The following is a 17,829-nucleotide window of genomic DNA, read 5'->3' on the forward strand; positions in this document are numbered from 1 at the left end:
CTCTGTCTGTTTTGTTTTCACGCAATTCCTGACGCAAAACCGCTGCACACTTTTGCTGGAATTGCTTTAGATGGTGGCTAGCTCCATGACCGAAACGTCATTCGCCTCGTCACGATTGAGAATGCCTGCCTGTTTGCCTTGGGCAAGCACGAGAATGCGATTGGACACTCCGAGAACCTCCTCGAGGTCCGAGCTTACGACGATGACCGCCACGCCCCGTTTGGCAAGATTGACGATGATGTCGTAGATGCCCGCTCGGGCGCCGACGTCGATGCCTCTCGTCGGTTCGTCGAGTACGACGACCTTCGGATCGCGCATCAGCCATTTCGCGATGACGACCTTCTGCTGGTTGCCGCCGGACAGGTCCGAGGCATATTGCTCAGCACGGCCTTTTACGCCGAACTTGGTGACTGCCTTCTCCGCAAACGAGCGCTTGACGTGCGGCGTAATCCAACGCCCGCCCAGCTTGTCGAGATTGGCGTAGATAATGTTCTCGCTGATCCGGTGCCCGATAACGAGACCTTGCTCCTTGCGGTCTTCCGGGACCATCACGATGCCCTTGGCGATCGCGTCCGCCGGATCGCGCAGCCTGAGTTCTTCGCCTTCCAGCTTCATCGAACCCGCACTGATTGGGTCCGCGCCCGAAATGGCGCGGACAAGTTCCGTGCGGCCGGCGCCGACCAATCCGGCGATCCCGAGAATTTCCCCGGCCCGCACTTCGAAGGTAACGTCACGGAACGAATTATCAGGCGAGCTCAGCCCGGACACCTGGAGTACCGGACGGTCTGTCGGAACCGGCAGAGTAGGGAACAAGCGGTCAAGCGGGCGTCCGACCATGCTCTCGACAATCGTTCGCACCGGGGTCGCGCTATCGGAGAATTCCTGCACGCGCTCGCCATCGCGAAGGACGACGATCCGGTCGGTTATTTTTTTGATCTCTTCCATGCGGTGGGAAATGTAGACAATGCCGACGCCCTCTGACCGAAGCTTTCTAACCTGTTCGAAGAGAGCCTCCGTCTCCGCGCCACCAAGGGCCGCGGTCGGTTCGTCCAGGATCAGGAGCTTTGCATTGAGAGCCAAGGCCTTGGCGATTTCGATGAGTTGTTGATTTGCAGTGGAAAGGCCGGCGACCTTCCGCGTTGCGGGTATGTGAAGGTTCAGGCGAGCGAGCTGCTCCTGGGCGCGGCGAACCATTTGGCCGCGGTCGACGACGCCGTTCTTCATCGGCCAGCGTCCGATGAAGACGTTTTCCGCGATCGACAGCTGCGGCAGCAGCTGCAGCTCCTGATGGATCAGGACAACGCCCTTGTCGATCGCTTCCCTCGGGGAGGCTGGGGCATAAGGCTGCCCCAGCCATGTCATTGATCCTTCGGACGGTGTGCGGGACCCGGCGATGATGCCGGATAGTGTCGACTTGCCCGCTCCGTTTTCACCGAGAAGTGCAACCACTTCACCGGGATAGACGTCCAAACTGACATTCTTCAGAACCTGCAGTGGCCCATACCACTTGGATATGCCCCTCAGGGAAAGAACTGGATCAGTCATGGCACACCTCCTCAAGACCTCGACTTCATTACGGATGGTTGGCAATGAAGCCGGCGACGTTTTCCTTGGTCGTCAGCGTGGCATCCAGGAGCTGGACCGGCGGCACCTTCTCTCCGGCGACAAGCTTGGCGGCGTTTTCAACCGCATCGCGGCCCATCTTCTGCGTCTGCTGGGTCGCAGTGACGTTGAAGACGCCCTTGCTGAGGGCTTCGAGAGCTGCGGTGTCGCCATCGAAGCCGCCAACCACGATCTTCTGGGACGGATTGGCGACCTTGATCGCCTGCGCGGCGCCAAGGGCGAGACCGTCGGCCTGGGCGAACACGATTGAAACGTCCGGATTGGCCTGCAGCATGTTCTGCATGATCTGGAAGCCTTCGTCCTGGCTCCAGATGTTCGAGAACTGCTCGGCGACAACCTTGACATCGGGGTATGCCTTGAGAGATTCAGCGCAGCCCTTCGAACGATCGACTTCCGGCGTCGTGCCCTTCTGGCCGTGGATGATGACCATCTTGCCCTTGCCGCCGGCTTCCTTCAGGATGTAGTCGCAGACCGCCTTGGCAGACGCGACGGAATCCGTTGCAAGGAAGGTGTCGCCGGGTGCTCCCTCGGCGTTGCGGTCAACGTTCACGACCGGAATGCCAGCGCTTTTCGCGAGTTTGACCGGAACGGTCGCAGCGGCCGCACCTGCCGGAATGTAGATCAGCGCGTCGATTTTCTGGGTCAGGAGATCCTGGATCTGATTGACCTGCGTCGGCCCGTCGCCCTTTGCGTCGACGGTGATGACTTCGATGCCGCGCTTCTTGGCTTCGGCTTCGACCGATTGCTTGATCTGGTTGAAGAAGTTTGCCTGAAGGTTGGCAACGGCCAGGCCGAGCTTCTTCAGTTCCGCCGCGTGTACGGGGCCGAGCGTGAGGCCGAGCAGTGCAGCAGACGCGAGCATGGTGCGCGCAATTTTCATTGTATTTCCTCCGTTGTTTGATGGAACCCTCGGGTATGTCCTCCCCCTCGGGGTATTGATCCGCCCCAAACTCTTGGAACGGAATTCCGGGCCGCCGACGCGGCGGACCCCGTTCGTCAGGCGCGACGCCGACGAATGGTCTCCGCGCCGACCGCGAGCACGATGACGATGCCGATGATCACCTGCTGCAGGAACGGCGAAACGTTGAGAAGATTGAGCCCGTTGCGAAGGACGCCGATGATAAGAACACCGATAAGCGTTCCCCCGATACCGCCTGCGCCGCCCGAGAGCGAGGTCCCGCCGATGACGACCGCGGCGATGGTGTCCAACTCATAGCCCAGACCGCTGGACGGCTGGACGGAATCCAGCCTGGCCGCAAGTACGATGCCTGCGAGCCCCGCAAGGACTGAACTTACGATGTAGACGCCAATCGTCACGAGCGGGACGTTGATGCCCGCCAGCCGAGCGACTTCCGGATTTCCGCCCACCGCGTAGAGCATGCGGCCTTCGGACCGGAAGTGCAGGAAAAGCCAGGCCGCAAGAACAACCGCAAGCATGAGAAACACGGTGGCTGTCAACACGCCGAAATGGCGATCTATCGCCAGCATCATGAACCAGTCGGGGAAGCCCACGATCTGCTGGCCGTCCGTGATCATATTTGCGACGCCGCGAGCCGCCGACATCATCGCAAGAGTGGCAATAAACGCCGGAACCCTGAACTGCGTCACCAGAAGTCCGACGATCAGCCCCGAAATCCCCGAGGCGATCAGAGCAAGAACGATCCCGACCGGCAGCGGCAGGCCGGCGACATTCGCGGTCCAGCCCATGACCATCATCGCCAGAGCGAGTGCCGAGCCGACGGAGAGGTCGATGCCGCCGATCAGAATGACGAATGTCATTCCGACGGCCATGATGCCGAGAACAGTGATCTGATCGAGGATGTTGAGGCCATTCCGAACCGAAAGAAACGTGTCGGTGCTGAAGCTCAGAAAGATGCAAAGCGCCAGCAGCCCCACGAGCGGCCCGGTGGCTCCCTTGAGCTTGCTCAACCAGGCGCCGGACGAAAGCCCGTTTTCATTGATATCGAGCGCCACCATTGTTCCTCCCTATGCCTAGGCTACCAGTTAGTTCATTCGAAGAATAAATATTCACGCATGCTGGAAAATTCATTAACAAGTTGCTTTCCTGCTGTCAACAGGGTTTATGGACTTCGGGCGGCCGGTGTGCCGCTCAAAGGGCTTGACTAATCGGCTTCTTGTGCAAGAATATTGATAAATGAATATTTATGCACATGAGGAATCCATGAATACGATAGAACTCGAGCGGGTCGCTCGCGAGATTCGATTGCGCGATCTCCAGGCGGTCTTTGAAGCGGGCGCCGGCCATATTGGCGGGGAAATGTCGGTCATCGACATTTTGACAGCCCTCTATTTTCGTGTGCTGAATGTTTGGCCCGATCAGCCGAAGCACCCCGACCGCGACAGGTTCGTTCTTTCGAAGGGGCATACTGCATGCGCTCTGTATGTGACGCTCGCAAAACGCGGCTTCATTCCGGAGGACGAGATATCCACCTTTCTGCAGCCGCATTCGAGGCTGAACGGACATCCAAATTGCAACAAGGTTCCTGGCGTCGAAACGAATACCGGGCCGCTCGGCCACGGTCTTCCTGTCGCAATAGGAATGGCGAAAGCCGCCAAGCTCTCGGGCGCGAAATATCACACCTACGTCGTCACCGGCGACGGTGAGATGCAGGAAGGCTCCAACTGGGAAGCGATCATGGCGGCCGCGCAGTTCAAGCTCGATAACTTGACGCTGGTCATCGACCACAACAGGTTCCAGCAGGGCGCAGCCCTAGCTGAAACCAACGATCTCGCGCCGCTTCGTCCGAAGCTTGAAGCTTTCGATTGGGAGGTCACCGAGATCGACGGCAACAATATGAGCGAAGTCGTTTCGGCCCTCGAACACCGGGGATCGAGACCGCATTGCATCGTGGCCCATACCAACAAGGGGCATGGAATCTCGTTCATGCAGGACCGGGTCGACTGGCACCACAAGGTGCCAAACAAGGAACAATACGAAATCGCATTGGCAGAATTGTCGGAGGCATTGTAATGAACGCGCCAATACACGCACCCAAGCTCTACGATTGCCGCGACGCATTCGCCTCTACGCTTGAGCGGCTGGCAGCCGAAAACGAAACGATCGTCGCCGTCTGCAACGACTCCGTCGGTTCCTCCAAGCTCGGCGGCTTCAAGGCGAAGTTTGGGGAGCGCCTCGTCAATGTCGGTATCGCCGAGCAGAACATGGTCGGAGTTGGAGCAGGCCTCGCCAACGGCGGACGCCTTCCGTTCGTCTGCGCCGCCGCTCCGTTTCTAACGGGACGGTCGCTGGAGCAAATCAAGGCCGATATTTCGTATTCGAACGCCAACGTCAAACTGGTCGGCATTTCTTCCGGGATGGCGTATGGCGAACTCGGCCCGACCCATCACTCGATCGAAGACTTCGCCTGGACGCGGGTTCTGCCTAATCTTCCGGTCATTGCGCCTTGTGACCGCATCGAAACAGCTGCTGCGGTGGAGTGGGCCGCGGCCTACAACGGCCCCTGTTTCCTGCGCCTGTCTCGCGTCGGTGTGCCCGATCTGCTCCCGGAGGGTCACAAGTTCGAACTTGGCAAGGCAAACCTCCTTCGCCAGGGTTCTGACGTCACCCTTATCGCAAACGGTACTTTGACCCATCGAATTCTGAAGGCTGCCGAGATCCTCGCAGAACGCGGCATCAACGCCAGGGTGCTCAACCTTGCAACGGTTCGTCCGATCGACGAGGACGCCATCATCGCTGCGGCGAAGGAAACCGGAGCGATCGTCACAGCCGAAGAGCATTCGATTTTTGGCGGTCTCGGGTCCGCGGTAGCAGAAGTGGTGGTCGACAATGCTCCGGTTCCGATGAAACGTCTCGGCGTTCCCGGCGTCTACGCTCCAACCGGTTCGGCGGAGTTTCTGCTCGACGAATTCGGGATGGCGCCGTCCGCGATCGCCGACGCCGCGCAGTCGCTGATCAGGCGCAAGTAACTGGGATCACGTGATCGGCCGGGACGCTTATTTGCCGTCCCGGCTGCCGTCTGATCCGAGGAGGATAGAATGCGGGCAATTCTGGCAATTGACCAGGGCACCACCAATTCGAAGGCAGTTGTCGTTTCCGAAAAGGGAGAAATTGTCGGCAGAGGTTCGGCTCCAGTCGGCATCGCCTATCCGAAGCCGGGCTGGGTCGAACAAGACCCACGCCGGCTCTTTGCATCCGTCTGCGAGGCGATCGACGCCTGCCTGAAGGCCGCTCCCGACGTGGTTATCGAGGCCGTGGCGATTTCCAATCAGCGCGAGTCGGTCACGGCCTGGGACGCCGAAACGGGAGAAGCACTTGGACCGGTGGTGAGCTGGCAGTGCCGTCGAACGGCACAGGATTGCGAACGTCTCATTGCCGAAGGCCACCTTGATCGCGTGCAGGCGCTCACCGGCCTGCCACTGGATCCGATGTTCCCGGGTTCGAAATTCCGATGGCTGCTCGACCGTATGCCGGCCGGGCGATCGGTGCGGCTGGGAACGATCGACAGTTGGCTCGTGCACTGCCTGACGGGTGGGCGCCGGCATGTCTGCGATGCTTCCAATGCCGCCAGGAGCCAGTTGTTCGATCTCCAGGAGCAGAGATGGAGCGAGGAACTGGGCGAGATTTTCGGCGTCGATATCGCACTCCTGCCCGAGGTGCTCGACAGTTCCGCCGAATTCGGCAGGACGCAAGGATTGCCAGGCGTGCCGGATGGAACGCCCATAATGGCCGCGATCGGAGACAGCCATGCTGCGCTGTTCGGTCATGGCGCATTCAAGCCGGGTGATGGCAAGGTAACCTTTGGAACCGGCTCTTCGGTGATGACGACGCTTGCGCGATTTATTCCCCCACGCAACGGCATCACAACGACCGTGGCATGGCGTATCAAGGGAAAGCCGACTTTCGCTTTCGAAGGCAATATTCTCGTTTGCGCTGCCAGTCTCCCCTGGATGGCAGGCATTCTCGGCCTTTCGGACGTGGCGGCCCTTGTCGAACTTGCGGCAAGCGCCGAACCGGGCGGGCCGGGCTTCGTGCCAGCATTCGTGGGATTGGGCGCGCCCTATTGGAACTCCGACGCCCGTGCCCTGTTCTCCCAGATCAATTTCAATACGACACGTGCGCAAATGGCGCGGTCGGTAACCGATTCGATCGCCTTCCAGGTGCACGACGTGATCGCAGCCATGCGAGCGCAAAGCGGCGGCGAGCTCGGGGCCCTCTATGTCGATGGCGGACCGAGCCAGAACCGGTTCCTGATGCAGTGTGTCTCGAACCTCATCGAACATCCCGTGATCCAATGTGAAGCACCCGAGGCGTCGGCTTTGGGAGCTGCATATCTCGCGGGTCTCTCACTTGGCTTGTGGAGCGATCTCCCTGTTATCGCAGAGCTGCCCCGCAGCTCACAGATCATTGACCCGGAACCCGTGGATCGAGCGGTGCTTCTGGATAGCTGGAATGATGCACTTGCCCGCTCGACGTCACGCATTACAACGGCTAATGATGAATAAAAATTCACTCCAGGATTAGCGATGACTCGCCTCAACGAACTCCGCCTCATCTCAAGGGTCGCCCAGATGTACCACTTGGAGGGACGGCGACAGGCGGAGATCGCACAGCACCTTCGCCTGTCGCAGGCGACGGTGTCGCGCATGCTCAAGCGCGCCGAGGCTGAAGATATTGTGCGAACCAGCGTGACACCCCCCGCCGGCACCTACAGTGAGCTCGAGGGCGCTCTTCGCGAGAAATATGATTTGCCGGAGGCGATCGTCGTCGAGTGCACGGAAGATCGGGACGGAGCCATCATGGCCCGTATCGGAGAGGCAGCGGCTCATCTCCTGGAGGTGACGCTTGCGCCAGGGGAGATCATCGGCGTTTCGAGTTGGAGCCAGACTATCTCCAAGATGGTCGAGAACATTCATCCCCTGAAGAGCGCTCAGGCGAAATACGTCGTCCAGACCCTTGGAGGCATGGGCGATCCTTCAGTGCAGACGCATGCGACGCAGCTTACCACGCGGCTTGCACGGCTGACTGGCGCTGAACCGAAACTGCTCCCTGTGCAGGGCGTTACGACGTCCAGAGAGGCAAAGCTTCTGATGCAGGCCGACCCGTTCGTCCGCGAGACGATGGATCTGTTCGGCAGCATAACGCTTGCGATCGTCGGAATCGGGGCAGTCGAACCGTCCGAACTTCTCGCACGGTCCGGCAACATCTTTTCGTCTCGCGAACTGTCCGATCTCGCGGAAGCGGGAGCCGTCGGCGACATCTCGCTTCGCTTCTTCGATAGAAACGGCAAGCCGGTCAAGACACCCCTGGATGATCGGGTCATAGGGCTTCCACTTGAGGATCTCGAACGGGTGGATCGGGTCATTGCTCTTGCCGGCGGGACCAAAAAGACGGACGCTATCGCCGGTGCGCTCCGCGTGGGCGTCATCGACATGCTTGTTACGGACAAGTTTACCGCGCAGCGATTGATCGACTGACAGGGCGGAGAGAAGCGCAGCGCCTGGTCGAGGTCGTGGATGGCGACCAGCATGATCATACCTTTGGTGCGGGCCAGACGGTGCCCGGATATCAACCCTTCCTCCCTCATTCCTGTGCTCGTCACAGGAATCCAGCCACGGCGCGTCGGCGCCGTGAATGCCCCCCTACAGCAAGTGCGTTTTCCGCGCCCAAGGACTTGGGCGCACTGGATTCCTGTGACGAGCACAGGAATGAGGGCGGGTGGGGTGCGTACCACCCCTATTTTTCACCCACCGGTGACACTCATATGCCGGGCCACGGCCGGGCGGTTATGCGTGCGGTCGATGATGAAGTCGTGGCCTTTGGGTTTGCGGGTGATGGCCTCGTCGATGGCGGCGTGGAGGAGGGCGTCGCCTTCGGTGGCGCGCAGGGCTGCGCGCAGATCGGCGGCGTCGTTCTGGCCGAGGCACATATAGAGCGTACCGGTGCAGGTGAGGCGCACACGGTTGCAGCTCTCGCAGAAATTATGGGTCATCGGTGTGATGAAGCCGAGGCGGCCGCCGGTTTCTTCGACCCGGACATAACGCGCCGGGCCGCCGGTCTGGTAGTCGATGTCGGCAAGGGTGAACTGCTCCTCGAGATCGGCGCGCAGTTTCGAGAGCGGCAGGTACTGGTCGGTGCGGTCTTCCTCGATCTCGCCCATCGGCATGGTTTCGATGACGGTCAAATCCATGCCGCGGCCATGGGCGAAGCGCAGAAGCTCCGGCATCTCGGCATCGTTGAAATCCTTCAGCGCCACGGCGTTGAGTTTGATCTTCAGCCCTGCCTTTTGAGCTGCGTCGATGCCTTCCATGACTTTGGCGAAATCGCCCCAGCGGGTGATCTTGCGGAACTTGTCGGGATCGAGCGTATCGAGCGAGACGTTGATGCGGCGCACGCCGCAATCATAAAGCTCCTCGGCGTGGCGGGAAAGCTGCGAGCCGTTGGTCGTCAGCGTCAACTCGTCGAGGCCGGAACCGATCTTCTGGCCGAGCTGGCGCACCAGATACATGATGTTCTTGCGCACCAGGGGCTCGCCGCCGGTCAGCCTGATCTTGCTGACACCCTTGGCGATGAAGGCGGAACAGAGCCGGTCGAGCTCTTCCAGCGTCAGGAGATCCTTCTTCGGCAGGAAGGTCATATTCTCAGCCATGCAATAGGTGCAGCGGAAATCGCAGCGGTCGGTGACGGAGACGCGGAGATAGGTGACCGCCCGCCCGAAGGGGTCGATCATAGGGTGCGCACCTGCCACCAGCGGCGATGCATTGCCTATCGTTCCAACTCTAGTGTTCACCTGTATCTCCGTACTCCAGTCAATGTGGGCATATGCTATTGTCGCGTCAAGGGAAACAGGTCGCGTGCGCATGCCAATTTCAGCTTGCGCTGAAAAAGATCAGCGCCTACTCCTCGCATGAGAAGAGGACAAAATGATGAGCGATATCTGGCCAACGGAACTCCGCGTCTCGAAAGACCGGCAGCGGCTGGTGGTGACCTTCAACGACGGTCAGAGTTTCGACCTGTCGGCCGAGCTCCTGCGCGTGCTGTCGCCCTCGGCCGAGGTTCAGGGCCACGGGCCGGGGCAGAAGGTGACGGTATCAGGCAAACGCAATGTCGCGATCATCTCGATGATGCCGACCGGCAATTACGCAGTCCGCATCGGCTTCGACGACATGCACGATACCGGCATCTACACCTGGACCTATCTGCGCGAACTCGGCGAACGGGGCGCTGAGCTGTTTTCGGCCTACGAGGACGAGCTGAAGGAAAAGGGCATGAACCGCGACACGGCCGAAAAGCCGCGCTGACGGGCGCCGTTATCACTCTCAATCCACGCATAATTCCAGCCATCGGGGGGCCATATGGCGAAGACGAACGGAAAGAACTGGCTGCGCGCCAAAGGGAGTGCTGCCGGCAGCAAGGTGACCTTCCTCGAACTGTTCTTCGACCTGGTCTTCGTCTTTTCGATCTCGCAGCTTTCGCATGCGCTCGCCGCCCACTACACGCCGCTCGGCGCCGCCGAGGCAGCGCTGATGACCTTCGCCGTCTGGTGGGTGTGGATCTTCACCGCCTGGGTGACGAACTGGCTCGATCCGGACAAGATGCCGGTGCGCGGCATGCTGGTGGCGCTGATGATGCTCGGTCTGCTGCTGTCTGCCTCGATTCCCGAGGCCTTCGGCGACAAGGGGCTGTTGTTTGCCGGCGCCTATGTGGCCATGCAGGTCGGGCGCTCGCTGTTCACGACCTATGCGATGACGCGCGTCGATCGCGCCAACACATTGAATTTCGTCCGCATCACCACCTGGCTGGTGGTTGCCGGGGTCTTCTGGATCGCCGGCGGGCTGCTCGAGCACGAGGCCCGGCTGATCGCCTGGGTGATCGCGCTTACGATCGAATATATCGGGCCGGCCGCGGGCTTTGCCGTGCCGGGGCTCGGCCGCTCGACGGCGCGGGATTGGGACGTTTCCGGTGCGCATATGGCCGAGCGCTGCGCGCTCTTCGTCATCATCTGCCTCGGCGAAGCGATCCTCGTTTCCGGACGCACCTTTTCGGAGCTGCCGTTTTCGGGGCTGACCAGCATTGTCTTCGTCACCGCCTTCATCGGCACGGTCGCCATGTGGTGGCTGTATTTCCGCTTCGGCCACGGCCGTGCTGCCCACCGCATCGAACATGAAGAGACGCCGGGCAGCTTGGCGCGGCAGGCCTTCACCTATGGGCATATTCCGATCCTTGCCGGCATCATCGTCCATGCGGTGGCCGTTGAGTTCATGTTCTCGCATCCGCATGAGACCGGCGATCTCGGCATCGCCGCGGCGGTGCTCGGCGGCTCCGGCCTGTTCCTGATCGGCAATCTCTGGTTCAAGGGCGCGACCAGCGGGCAGTTGCCGTTGTCGCATCTGGCCGGGCTGGTGCTTGTGATCCTGCTTGCCTTCGCAGCCCCCTTCATCGAGGTCTATTTGCTGGGCATTCTGGCGACGCTGGTGCTGATCATCGTTGCTGCCTGGGAGTACCGCTCGCTGGCCGGCACGACGGCAGCACCGACGCTGCATTGATCATCAAGCGCTCGCATCGAACTTGGTTCATGCGAGGCGCTTTAGGTCTTGGTTTTATGCATGTCGTCCTGCCAAAACCGCTGCACACTTCGGGCGACATGCATTCGTCTAATCGTCGTCGCGCAACTCTTTGAGCAGCATGGCGATGATGCGCTCCATCGAGGTGGCGGTCGCCATGCATTGCTCGATCGGCTCTTCCGAGAGCGTGCGCTCGATGAGATCGGTCTGGATCGCCATCGCTGCCTCAGTCAGCTTCCGGCCCTCCGGCGTCAAATGAAGGCGCAGCACGCGCTTGTCGCGCTCGTCGCCGCGTCGTTCGATCAGCCGGCGGTGTTCCATCTGCGGCAGCAGCATGCTCATGTTCGAGCGGCCGACCAGCAGCTTGCGCGCCAGCTCCTGCTGCGAGATTCCTTCGAAACGATAGATGTTGACCAGGATATCGAGGTGCGGCGGCTTGATGTCGAGATCGGCAAGCGAGCGGGACAGCGTTTGCTGCATCAGCTGACAGGCACGCGCCACCGCGATCCAGCTGCGAAAACGCGGATGATCCCAGGGAAGGGATTGATTTTTGTTCATCGTTGTACTTTATTGTTCAGTGTTGAACAGTCTTTTGGAATCTCACTATGGCAAACTTTGCGCTTGACGTCACCCGCCTCGCGTTTTCGGCCCTTCAGGCAGTTTCGGCTGACCTGGCAGGCAGAGCGGCATTCCAGCTGTTCTGCCGGACGCCATCGCCAATCCCGAAGGGAGCCAAGGCGAAGATGACGCATGCAGCGGGAGCGGCCCGGCTTGCCGGCGCCGAACACTTCACCCTCAAGCTTGCAGGCGGGCGAGGGGCGCATGCCTATCGGCTGAACGGCGGGGCGAGGGGCAAGCGCAAACGCTATCTAGTGACGCATGGCTGGGGATCGAGCGCCGCCTATATGGCAGAGCTCGTCTCGATGCTTGCGGCATCAGGCGCCGAGGTCGTGGCGCTCGATTTTCCCGGCCACGGCCGTTCGGGCGGACGGTTCCTGCATATGGGGCTGGCGGTCGAGACGATCGCGGCGGCGGAGGCGCGTTTCGGCGCCTTCGATGCGGCAATCGGTCATTCCTTCGGCGGTGCGGCGCTGATGGTGTCGGCGGCAGGCTTGCTGCCTGGCGTGGCGCCTCTAACCGGCGAGCGCCTGGCGCTGATCGGCGCGCCCAGCGAAATGGGCTGGCTGTTTACCGATTTCGGCGGGATGATCGGCCTTCGCCCGGCAGCGCAGGCGGCGCTGGGGAATGAGGTTTACCGTGTCACCGGACGGAGACTGGAGGATTTCGACGCCGGGGAGGCGGCCGGCGCGATCGGCCGGCCGGTGCTCGTCATCCATGCCGAGGATGACAAGGAGGTGTCGTCTCTCCATGCCAGGCGCTATGGCGCGGCCGGAAAGAGCGTCCGGCTTTACTGGGCGAACGGCTTCGGTCACCGGCGCATCATCGGCGCCGCGCCGGTTCTTGCGGCGATCGCGGCGTTTCTCGATGGCGATCGGGACGTGGGTGATGCGGCGGACGAAAGCATCAAAAAAGATGCAGAGATCATTCCGTTTTTTGAGCTTCCGGCAAGGCGCGCGGCATTGTAGCGTCCGTCCTGATATCAAGCCGCGGCGGGACGCCTCATGAAAATCATCAGCAGCATCGAAGAGCTCAACACGATCTATGGCGCCGGGCTTTCGCCGGCCTCGGTCGGCAAGGTGACGAAGCAATTGACCCCGCTTTATCGGGAGATGATCGAGATCTCACCTTTCGCGGCGCTTGCGACAGTCGGCCCCGAGGGTCTCGACTGTTCGCCGCGCGGCGATCTCGGTGGCGTCGTGCGCGTCGTCGACGACGAGACGCTGCATTTGCCGGACTGGCGCGGCAACAACCGCGTCGATTCACTTTCCAACATCGTGCGCGATCCACGTCTGGCGTTGATGTTCCTGATTCCCGGCTCCAATACGACGATGCGCATCAACGGCCGCGGTGTCGTCTCCGACGATGGGACGCTGCTTTCGAGCTTCGAAATGGACGGCAAACACCCGCGCACCGTCGTGGTGATTTCGATTGATGAGGTCTATTTCCAATGCGCGCGCGCCGTGATGCGGGCCGAGCTCTGGAATGGAGAGCACTTCGCCGATCCGGCGAAGCTGCCGACGCCCGGGCAGATGCTGAAGGCGGCGGTCGGCGATTTCGATCAGGAAACCTACGACCGGGAATGGCCGGGGCGGGCGGCGAAGACGATGTGGTAAAGCCGCCGTCACCGTATGGTGACAGCGTGCACACGGTGCGGAATTCCCGTCAGGTCTTGTAGATCAGCCAGCTCTTGGTGAAATCCTTCTGCATGCCGTCCTGATAGAGGATGGTGCAGTTGCGGCCGGCATTCTTGGCGCCGTAAAGCGCGATGTCGGTCTTGCTGTAGAGTTCGCCGGCATCGTCGGCGCTTGAGGCCATGCAGATGCCGATCGAGACGGTGACCGGACCGTAATTCACCCGCGTGCGGGAATTCTTGAAGGGCGTCGTCTCCAGGGTGCGGCGAATGCGCTCGGCGATTGCGATGACTTCCTCGGGCGTGTTGCCGTCGATGATGAGGGCGAATTCCTCGCCGCCGGTGCGGGCGACGAAGATGTCGCGGCGGACATTACTGCGGATGACGGAGGCGACGGTGGCGAGCACCTTGTCACCGACCGGATGGCCGTAGGTGTCATTGATCTTCTTGAAATTGTCGATGTCGCAAAGCAACAGCGCCGTCACCGGCCGCATGCCCGGATTGTCGAAGACGGCGGCGAGGCGGTCGTCGAAGGCGCGGCGGTTGGAAAGGCGCGTCAGCGAGTCGGTGTTGGCGATGCGCTTGTATTCGTCGAGTTCCTTGCGGACCTGGTCCATTTCCTGCGAGCGCTGGACGACATCCTCAACGGTGCGTTCGCCATGCGCCATGGTGTCGCCGGTCGCCTGGCTGAGGAGATCGATGGCGTTTTCGATCAGTTCGACGCTGGCATTGCTCTTGGACGTGATGCGCTTGTGGGTCTCGCCGAGCAGCCTGGTATAGCTTTCGAGCGAGTTCTGCTCCTGCCTGAGGATGCGCAACAGGCCGTCGAGTTCGCCAGCAAGACGCGTATGAGCGTCGTCGAAGATGCGGGCGGGACTGTGGGTGAAATGCTGCGCGCCGAGCGCATCGAGTTCGGCCTGGGTCACCTGGCTGCCGAGCGCAGCAAGTTCGCGGGTGAGCGCCGGGTTGGACCCGATATAGGCCTCATAGAAGAGTTCGTAATTGCGCGGTATCGGCGCAACGCCCATGGAGCGCATGGCATAGGTGATTTGACCCGCAACATCGGGAACCGGCACCTTGGGCGCGACAGCCGTATTCATCCGGCGAACTCCTCATATATTCAAAGGCAATATTCTGTTTGTTAGCTTAAATTTCTTGGGAAAAGATTAAAGCGATATATACCAAAGATTACATACGACAAATGCCCGATGGGTCAATACTTCGATCAGGCCTATGATTCTCCACGGAAAAACGTATCTTCGACGGGACAATGCATACCCGCTTTGCGGGAGCGGTGTCTAAAAAACTTACAGTTCTTCTTTGCGTGGAATCGTATTCATCTTGTCGACAGTTGGTTTTGGCCGTTTCGTATTTTGGTCCCGGCATTTCGGGGCGACATTTTCTGGCAGTGGACGCGATCGCAACGCGCAGACCGGGACGTGAGATCATGGAATCGCGCCCTCATGTTTCTTTCGCAATTCTGACCTTCACCGCCGTCGCGGCTGGCGCCCTGCTGCTGGAGCACACCGGCTTCTTCGCCGGTGCTTTCCGCAGGGAGATTCTGGCAAGGGTCGATGCCGGGGATGTGGTCAGTATCAGCGAGGCGGTGACGGCGCCGAACATCAGGGCATCGAATAAGGCGTCGGCGCGATAAAGCAGGCTGCAACGCAGCCCGCCCGGTCAGCCCAAATTCAGTTCCTGGAAAAAGTCATTGCCCTTGTCGTCGATGACGATGAAGGCGGGGAAGTCTTCGACTTCGATCTTCCAGACCGCTTCCATGCCGAGTTCGGGATATTCGAAGACTTCGACCTTGCGGATACAGTCCTGGGCAAGACGGGCGGCGGGGCCGCCGATCGAACCCAGGTAGAATCCGCCGTGTTTCTTGCAGGCCTCGCGCACGGCGCGCGACCGGTTGCCCTTGGCGAGCATCACCATCGAGCCGCCGAAGGACTGGAACTGGTCGACGTAACTGTCCATCCGGCCGGCCGTCGTCGGGCCGAAGGAGCCGGAGGCGTAGCCGGCAGGCGTCTTGGCCGGGCCGGCATAATAGACGGGGTGGTTCTTCAGGTAATCGGGCATGCCTTCGCCCTTTTCCAGCCGTTCGCGGATCTTGGCATGGGCAAGATCGCGGGCAACGATGATGGTGCCGGTCAAGGACAGGCGCGTCTTGACGGGATGCCGGGAGAGTTCGGCAAGCACCTCGGCCATCGGCCGGTTGAGATCGATGCGCACCGTCGATTCCGACAGTTTCGCCTCGTCGATCTCGGGCATGTATTTCGACGGATCGCTTTCCAACTGCTCGATGAAGATGCCGTCGCGGGTGATGCGACCCTTGGCCTGGCGGTCGGCGGAACAGGAGACACCGAGCCCGATCGGCAGCGACGCGCCGTGGCGGGGCAGGCGGATGACACGCACGTCGTGACAGAAATACTTGCCGCCGAACTGGGCGCCGACGCCCATCTGCTGCGTCAGCTTATGGATTTCCTTCTCCATCTCGATGTCGCGGAAGGCATGGCCGCTCTCGGAACCTTCGGTTGGCAGCGCGTCGAGATAGCGGGTGGAGGCGAGCTTGACGGTTTTCAGGTTCATCTCGGCCGACGTGCCGCCGATGACGATCGCCAGATGGTAGGGGGGACATGCTGCCGTCCCTAACGTCAGGATCTTCTCCTTAAGGAAGTCGATCATCCGGTCATGCGTCAGCAGCGAGGGCGTGCCTTGGTAGAGAAAGGTCTTGTTGGCCGAGCCGCCGCCCTTGGCGACAAAGAGGAATTCATAGGCGTCGGTGCCTTCCTCATAAATGTCGATCTGGGCCGGGAGGTTATTCCTGGTATTCTTCTCCTCGAACATCTTGATGGGCGCGAGCTGCGAATATCGCAGGTTCTTCTTCTCGTAGGCATCCATGACACCGCGGGCCAACGCTGCACTATCCTCGCCCTCGGTCCAGACCCTGCGGCCCTTCTTGCCCATAATGATCGCCGTGCCGGTATCCTGGCACATAGGCAGCACGCCGCCGGCGGCGATATTGGCGTTCTTCAGCAGATCGTAGGCGACGAAACGATCATTGTCCGTCGCTTCCGGGTCATCGAGAATCGCGGCGAGCTGCTTCAGGTGGCCGGGGCGCAGCAGGTGGTTGATATCTGCAAAGGCGGTTTCGGCCAGCAGGCGGATGCCTTCCGGCTCGACGGTCAGAATCTCCTGGCCCTTGAACGTATCGACCGAGACATGGTCGCCGCTGATCTTGCGGTAGGGGGTGGCATCCTTGCCGAGCGGGAAGAGATCGTCAGCCATCGAAGTGACCTTTCTGGTAGGGCGTCGCTAAATTGGAACCGGTCTAAATCCGCTGCAGGGCAAATGCAATCGGGATACGGTCGCAGTCCCGCCGGTCGAGGCCATGGTCGCATATGTTTTCGCTGCCGGCGCGTAACGAGGTGAAATAGCGAGAAAGGCACGAGCTTCCGTTAGAGACGACTCAAAGTTGCCTTCGGTTCGCAGCCAGTCCATATTCCCGGCCGCGTTAACTTGCTGGAGCTTCCGATGACGAATGCAAAGCCAACTGCTAACGACGACCTCCGCATTTTCTTCGAGCACGATTGGATCCGAGGGGACTTGCTCCCCAATGACAGCGATCCCGAGGGATCGACGCTTTATCTTCGCTTTTTCGACGGTGTGCGCGTCGACGCGAAACATGGGCTCGCCCAGGAAACGATCATAAGAGGGGACTATGGAACCTTCACCGTGCGGCCGGACGGCCATTTCGAGTACGAGCTGGATTTTACGCTCGACGTGGTGAAGAACCTGCGGGCGCACGAACAACTGATCGAAGAAATCCGCTACAAGATCTCCGATGGCGCAGGCGGCACGGATGTCGGGGTTCTGACGCTCGCGATCGACGGCGTCAATGAAGAGGACAAATATCACGAAGTCCTCGATTTCGACGATATGGGCGTCACATCAAGGGCAGATAATTTCTTCCTCCCTGACTATCGGGGCTTTGCGCTCTCTGTGAACGGCAGTCATGAACTGACGCTTCTGAACGGTTATGTCTATGATACCATCCCGGGCGTCGACGCCATCACCGAGGATGGTTTCAGCGACACCGTTCTAGCCCCGGGTTCGGCGCCCGTCGTCTTGAAAATGCTCGATGGCGGTGAGTTCACCTTTCAGAGCGTTTCCATCGCCGAATTGTCGGCATCGCCCTTTCACCTGACGCTCACCGCGCTGAACGACGGCTTGATCGTCTATCAGCAGGAACTTGAGGTCACCGGCCCCAATCTCGAGGTCAATCTCGAAGACATCGAAGAAATCCGGTTCGACTTCATGGGCAATTCTGTCGTTATGGACAATTTTTCGCTGTTGGTTTGACGTTTCCCAGGTTTGCCGTGAGTTGCTCCCCCGGCAGGGCAGGCATGCGA

17 protein-coding genes are annotated in these 17,829 nt (G+C 60.4%); 10 read left to right on the top strand and 7 right to left on the bottom strand.

Translation table 11 applies throughout. From position 1 onward, the window contains the following. Window positions 1–66: 66 nt before the first annotated feature. The 3 genes from ACMUVN_RS05080 to ACMUVN_RS05090 all read right to left on the bottom strand — a co-directional run bounded on the left by ACMUVN_RS05080 (window position 67) and on the right by ACMUVN_RS05090 (window position 3,600). On the bottom strand, window positions 67–1,545 hold the full coding sequence (locus tag ACMUVN_RS05080) for a sugar ABC transporter ATP-binding protein (protein ID WP_414814901.1): 1,479 nt from the start codon (window positions 1,543–1,545) through the stop codon (window positions 67–69). Window positions 1,546–1,573: 28 nt separating this feature from the next. Continuing rightward, entirely contained in the window at window positions 1,574–2,503 is a 930-nt protein-coding gene (locus ACMUVN_RS05085) for a sugar ABC transporter substrate-binding protein (protein ID WP_003579719.1), read from the bottom strand. A gap of 116 nt (window positions 2,504–2,619) precedes the next feature. Then, entirely contained in the window at window positions 2,620–3,600 is a 981-nt protein-coding gene (locus tag ACMUVN_RS05090; RefSeq protein ID WP_414814902.1) for an ABC transporter permease, read from the bottom strand. Window positions 3,601–3,805: 205 nt separating this feature from the next. On the opposite strand from ACMUVN_RS05090, the gene ACMUVN_RS05095 reads away from it, so the two are divergent. The 4 genes from ACMUVN_RS05095 (at window position 3,806) to ACMUVN_RS05110 (ending at window position 8,079) form a co-directional block, all read left to right on the top strand. Next, window positions 3,806–4,615, top strand: a complete 810-nt coding sequence (locus ACMUVN_RS05095) for a transketolase (RefSeq protein WP_047611614.1) — start codon at window positions 3,806–3,808, stop codon at window positions 4,613–4,615. Beyond that, window positions 4,615–5,571, top strand: coding sequence for a transketolase family protein (locus ACMUVN_RS05100; protein WP_047610117.1), 957 nt, complete (start codon window positions 4,615–4,617; stop codon window positions 5,569–5,571). The genes ACMUVN_RS05095 and ACMUVN_RS05100 overlap by 1 nt, the downstream gene beginning before the upstream one ends. Before the next feature lie 69 nt (window positions 5,572–5,640). Then, a complete protein-coding gene (locus ACMUVN_RS05105) occupies window positions 5,641–7,107 on the top strand; it encodes an FGGY-family carbohydrate kinase (RefSeq protein WP_132571978.1) in 1,467 nt (488 codons plus the stop codon). A gap of 21 nt (window positions 7,108–7,128) precedes the next feature. Further along, the gene (locus ACMUVN_RS05110; protein WP_047610113.1) at window positions 7,129–8,079 is read left to right on the top strand and encodes a sugar-binding transcriptional regulator; all 951 of its coding nucleotides are present in this window, start codon (window positions 7,129–7,131) and stop codon (window positions 8,077–8,079) included. Window positions 8,080–8,345: 266 nt separating this feature from the next. On the opposite strand, the gene moaA is transcribed toward ACMUVN_RS05110, so the two are convergent. Next, window positions 8,346–9,392 carry a GTP 3',8-cyclase MoaA gene (gene moaA / locus ACMUVN_RS05115; RefSeq protein WP_047610111.1) on the bottom strand — a complete coding sequence of 349 codons (1,047 nt, stop codon included), beginning with the start codon at window positions 9,390–9,392 and terminating at the stop codon, window positions 8,346–8,348. Between the two features lie 136 nt (window positions 9,393–9,528). Between moaA and ACMUVN_RS05120 the strand changes: the two genes are divergently transcribed. Both ACMUVN_RS05120 and ACMUVN_RS05125 read left to right on the top strand, forming a co-directional pair. Continuing rightward, window positions 9,529–9,903, top strand: coding sequence for a gamma-butyrobetaine hydroxylase-like domain-containing protein (locus ACMUVN_RS05120; RefSeq protein WP_047611612.1), 375 nt, complete (start codon window positions 9,529–9,531; stop codon window positions 9,901–9,903). A 54-nt stretch (window positions 9,904–9,957) separates the two neighbouring features. Continuing rightward, window positions 9,958–11,148 carry a low temperature requirement protein A gene (locus tag ACMUVN_RS05125; protein ID WP_028759205.1) on the top strand — a complete coding sequence of 397 codons (1,191 nt, stop codon included), beginning with the start codon at window positions 9,958–9,960 and terminating at the stop codon, window positions 11,146–11,148. Window positions 11,149–11,256: 108 nt separating this feature from the next. Here ACMUVN_RS05125 and ACMUVN_RS05130 read toward each other — a convergent pair whose 3' ends face one another. Beyond that, window positions 11,257–11,724 (bottom strand): MarR family winged helix-turn-helix transcriptional regulator, encoded by a 468-nt coding sequence (locus tag ACMUVN_RS05130; protein WP_028759204.1) that lies wholly within the window; start codon window positions 11,722–11,724, stop codon window positions 11,257–11,259. A 47-nt stretch (window positions 11,725–11,771) separates the two neighbouring features. Between ACMUVN_RS05130 and ACMUVN_RS05135 the strand changes: the two genes are divergently transcribed. Both ACMUVN_RS05135 and ACMUVN_RS05140 read left to right on the top strand, forming a co-directional pair. After that, window positions 11,772–12,752, top strand: coding sequence for an alpha/beta fold hydrolase (locus ACMUVN_RS05135; protein WP_132571975.1), 981 nt, complete (start codon window positions 11,772–11,774; stop codon window positions 12,750–12,752). A 36-nt stretch (window positions 12,753–12,788) separates the two neighbouring features. Then, window positions 12,789–13,400 (top strand): pyridoxamine 5'-phosphate oxidase family protein, encoded by a 612-nt coding sequence (locus ACMUVN_RS05140; protein WP_132571972.1) that lies wholly within the window; start codon window positions 12,789–12,791, stop codon window positions 13,398–13,400. Window positions 13,401–13,449: 49 nt separating this feature from the next. Here ACMUVN_RS05140 and ACMUVN_RS05145 read toward each other — a convergent pair whose 3' ends face one another. Continuing rightward, on the bottom strand, window positions 13,450–14,517 hold the full coding sequence (locus ACMUVN_RS05145) for a GGDEF domain-containing protein (RefSeq protein ID WP_063475007.1): 1,068 nt from the start codon (window positions 14,515–14,517) through the stop codon (window positions 13,450–13,452). A gap of 347 nt (window positions 14,518–14,864) precedes the next feature. Here ACMUVN_RS05145 and ACMUVN_RS05150 point away from each other — a divergent pair, with 347 nt between their 5' ends. Beyond that, window positions 14,865–15,071 carry a hypothetical protein gene (locus tag ACMUVN_RS05150; protein WP_063475006.1) on the top strand — a complete coding sequence of 69 codons (207 nt, stop codon included), beginning with the start codon at window positions 14,865–14,867 and terminating at the stop codon, window positions 15,069–15,071. Between the two features lie 26 nt (window positions 15,072–15,097). Here ACMUVN_RS05150 and ACMUVN_RS05155 read toward each other — a convergent pair whose 3' ends face one another. Further along, window positions 15,098–16,705 carry a fumarate hydratase gene (locus ACMUVN_RS05155; protein ID WP_097622377.1) on the bottom strand — a complete coding sequence of 536 codons (1,608 nt, stop codon included), beginning with the start codon at window positions 16,703–16,705 and terminating at the stop codon, window positions 15,098–15,100. 246 nt (window positions 16,706–16,951) lie between these two features. Here ACMUVN_RS05155 and ACMUVN_RS05160 point away from each other — a divergent pair, with 246 nt between their 5' ends. Further along, complete coding sequence (locus ACMUVN_RS05160) at window positions 16,952–17,779, top strand: Ig-like domain-containing protein (RefSeq protein WP_028758852.1); 828 nt, start codon at window positions 16,952–16,954, stop codon at window positions 17,777–17,779. Window positions 17,780–17,829 lie beyond the last annotated feature (50 nt).

It is taken from the genome of Rhizobium sp. IY2, from assembly GCF_047532935.1.
In the GTDB taxonomy this organism is placed as follows: domain Bacteria; phylum Pseudomonadota; class Alphaproteobacteria; order Rhizobiales; family Rhizobiaceae; genus Rhizobium; species Rhizobium anhuiense.

Excerpts from the sequence above, each read along its gene's own strand:
- ACMUVN_RS05080 (WP_414814901.1), bottom strand. The coding sequence starts at position 1,545 with ATGACTGATCCAGTTCTTTCCCTGAGGGGCATATCCAAGTGGTATGGG.
- ACMUVN_RS05155 (WP_097622377.1), bottom strand. The coding sequence starts at position 16,705 with ATGGCTGACGATCTCTTCCCGCTCGGCAAGGATGCCACCCCCTACCGC.
- ACMUVN_RS05090 (WP_414814902.1), bottom strand. The coding sequence starts at position 3,600 with ATGGTGGCGCTCGATATCAATGAAAACGGGCTTTCGTCCGGCGCCTGG.
- ACMUVN_RS05145 (WP_063475007.1), bottom strand. The coding sequence starts at position 14,517 with ATGAATACGGCTGTCGCGCCCAAGGTGCCGGTTCCCGATGTTGCGGGT.
- ACMUVN_RS05120 (WP_047611612.1), top strand. The coding sequence starts at position 9,529 with ATGAGCGATATCTGGCCAACGGAACTCCGCGTCTCGAAAGACCGGCAG.
- ACMUVN_RS05135 (WP_132571975.1), top strand. The coding sequence starts at position 11,772 with ATGGCAAACTTTGCGCTTGACGTCACCCGCCTCGCGTTTTCGGCCCTT.
- ACMUVN_RS05095 (WP_047611614.1), top strand. The coding sequence starts at position 3,806 with ATGAATACGATAGAACTCGAGCGGGTCGCTCGCGAGATTCGATTGCGC.
- ACMUVN_RS05150 (WP_063475006.1), top strand. The coding sequence starts at position 14,865 with ATGGAATCGCGCCCTCATGTTTCTTTCGCAATTCTGACCTTCACCGCC.
- ACMUVN_RS05130 (WP_028759204.1), bottom strand. The coding sequence starts at position 11,724 with ATGAACAAAAATCAATCCCTTCCCTGGGATCATCCGCGTTTTCGCAGC.
- ACMUVN_RS05160 (WP_028758852.1), top strand. The coding sequence starts at position 16,952 with ATGACGAATGCAAAGCCAACTGCTAACGACGACCTCCGCATTTTCTTC.
- ACMUVN_RS05110 (WP_047610113.1), top strand. The coding sequence starts at position 7,129 with ATGACTCGCCTCAACGAACTCCGCCTCATCTCAAGGGTCGCCCAGATG.
- ACMUVN_RS05085 (WP_003579719.1), bottom strand. The coding sequence starts at position 2,503 with ATGAAAATTGCGCGCACCATGCTCGCGTCTGCTGCACTGCTCGGCCTC.
- ACMUVN_RS05125 (WP_028759205.1), top strand. The coding sequence starts at position 9,958 with ATGGCGAAGACGAACGGAAAGAACTGGCTGCGCGCCAAAGGGAGTGCT.
- ACMUVN_RS05140 (WP_132571972.1), top strand. The coding sequence starts at position 12,789 with ATGAAAATCATCAGCAGCATCGAAGAGCTCAACACGATCTATGGCGCC.
- ACMUVN_RS05105 (WP_132571978.1), top strand. The coding sequence starts at position 5,641 with ATGCGGGCAATTCTGGCAATTGACCAGGGCACCACCAATTCGAAGGCA.
- ACMUVN_RS05100 (WP_047610117.1), top strand. The coding sequence starts at position 4,615 with ATGAACGCGCCAATACACGCACCCAAGCTCTACGATTGCCGCGACGCA.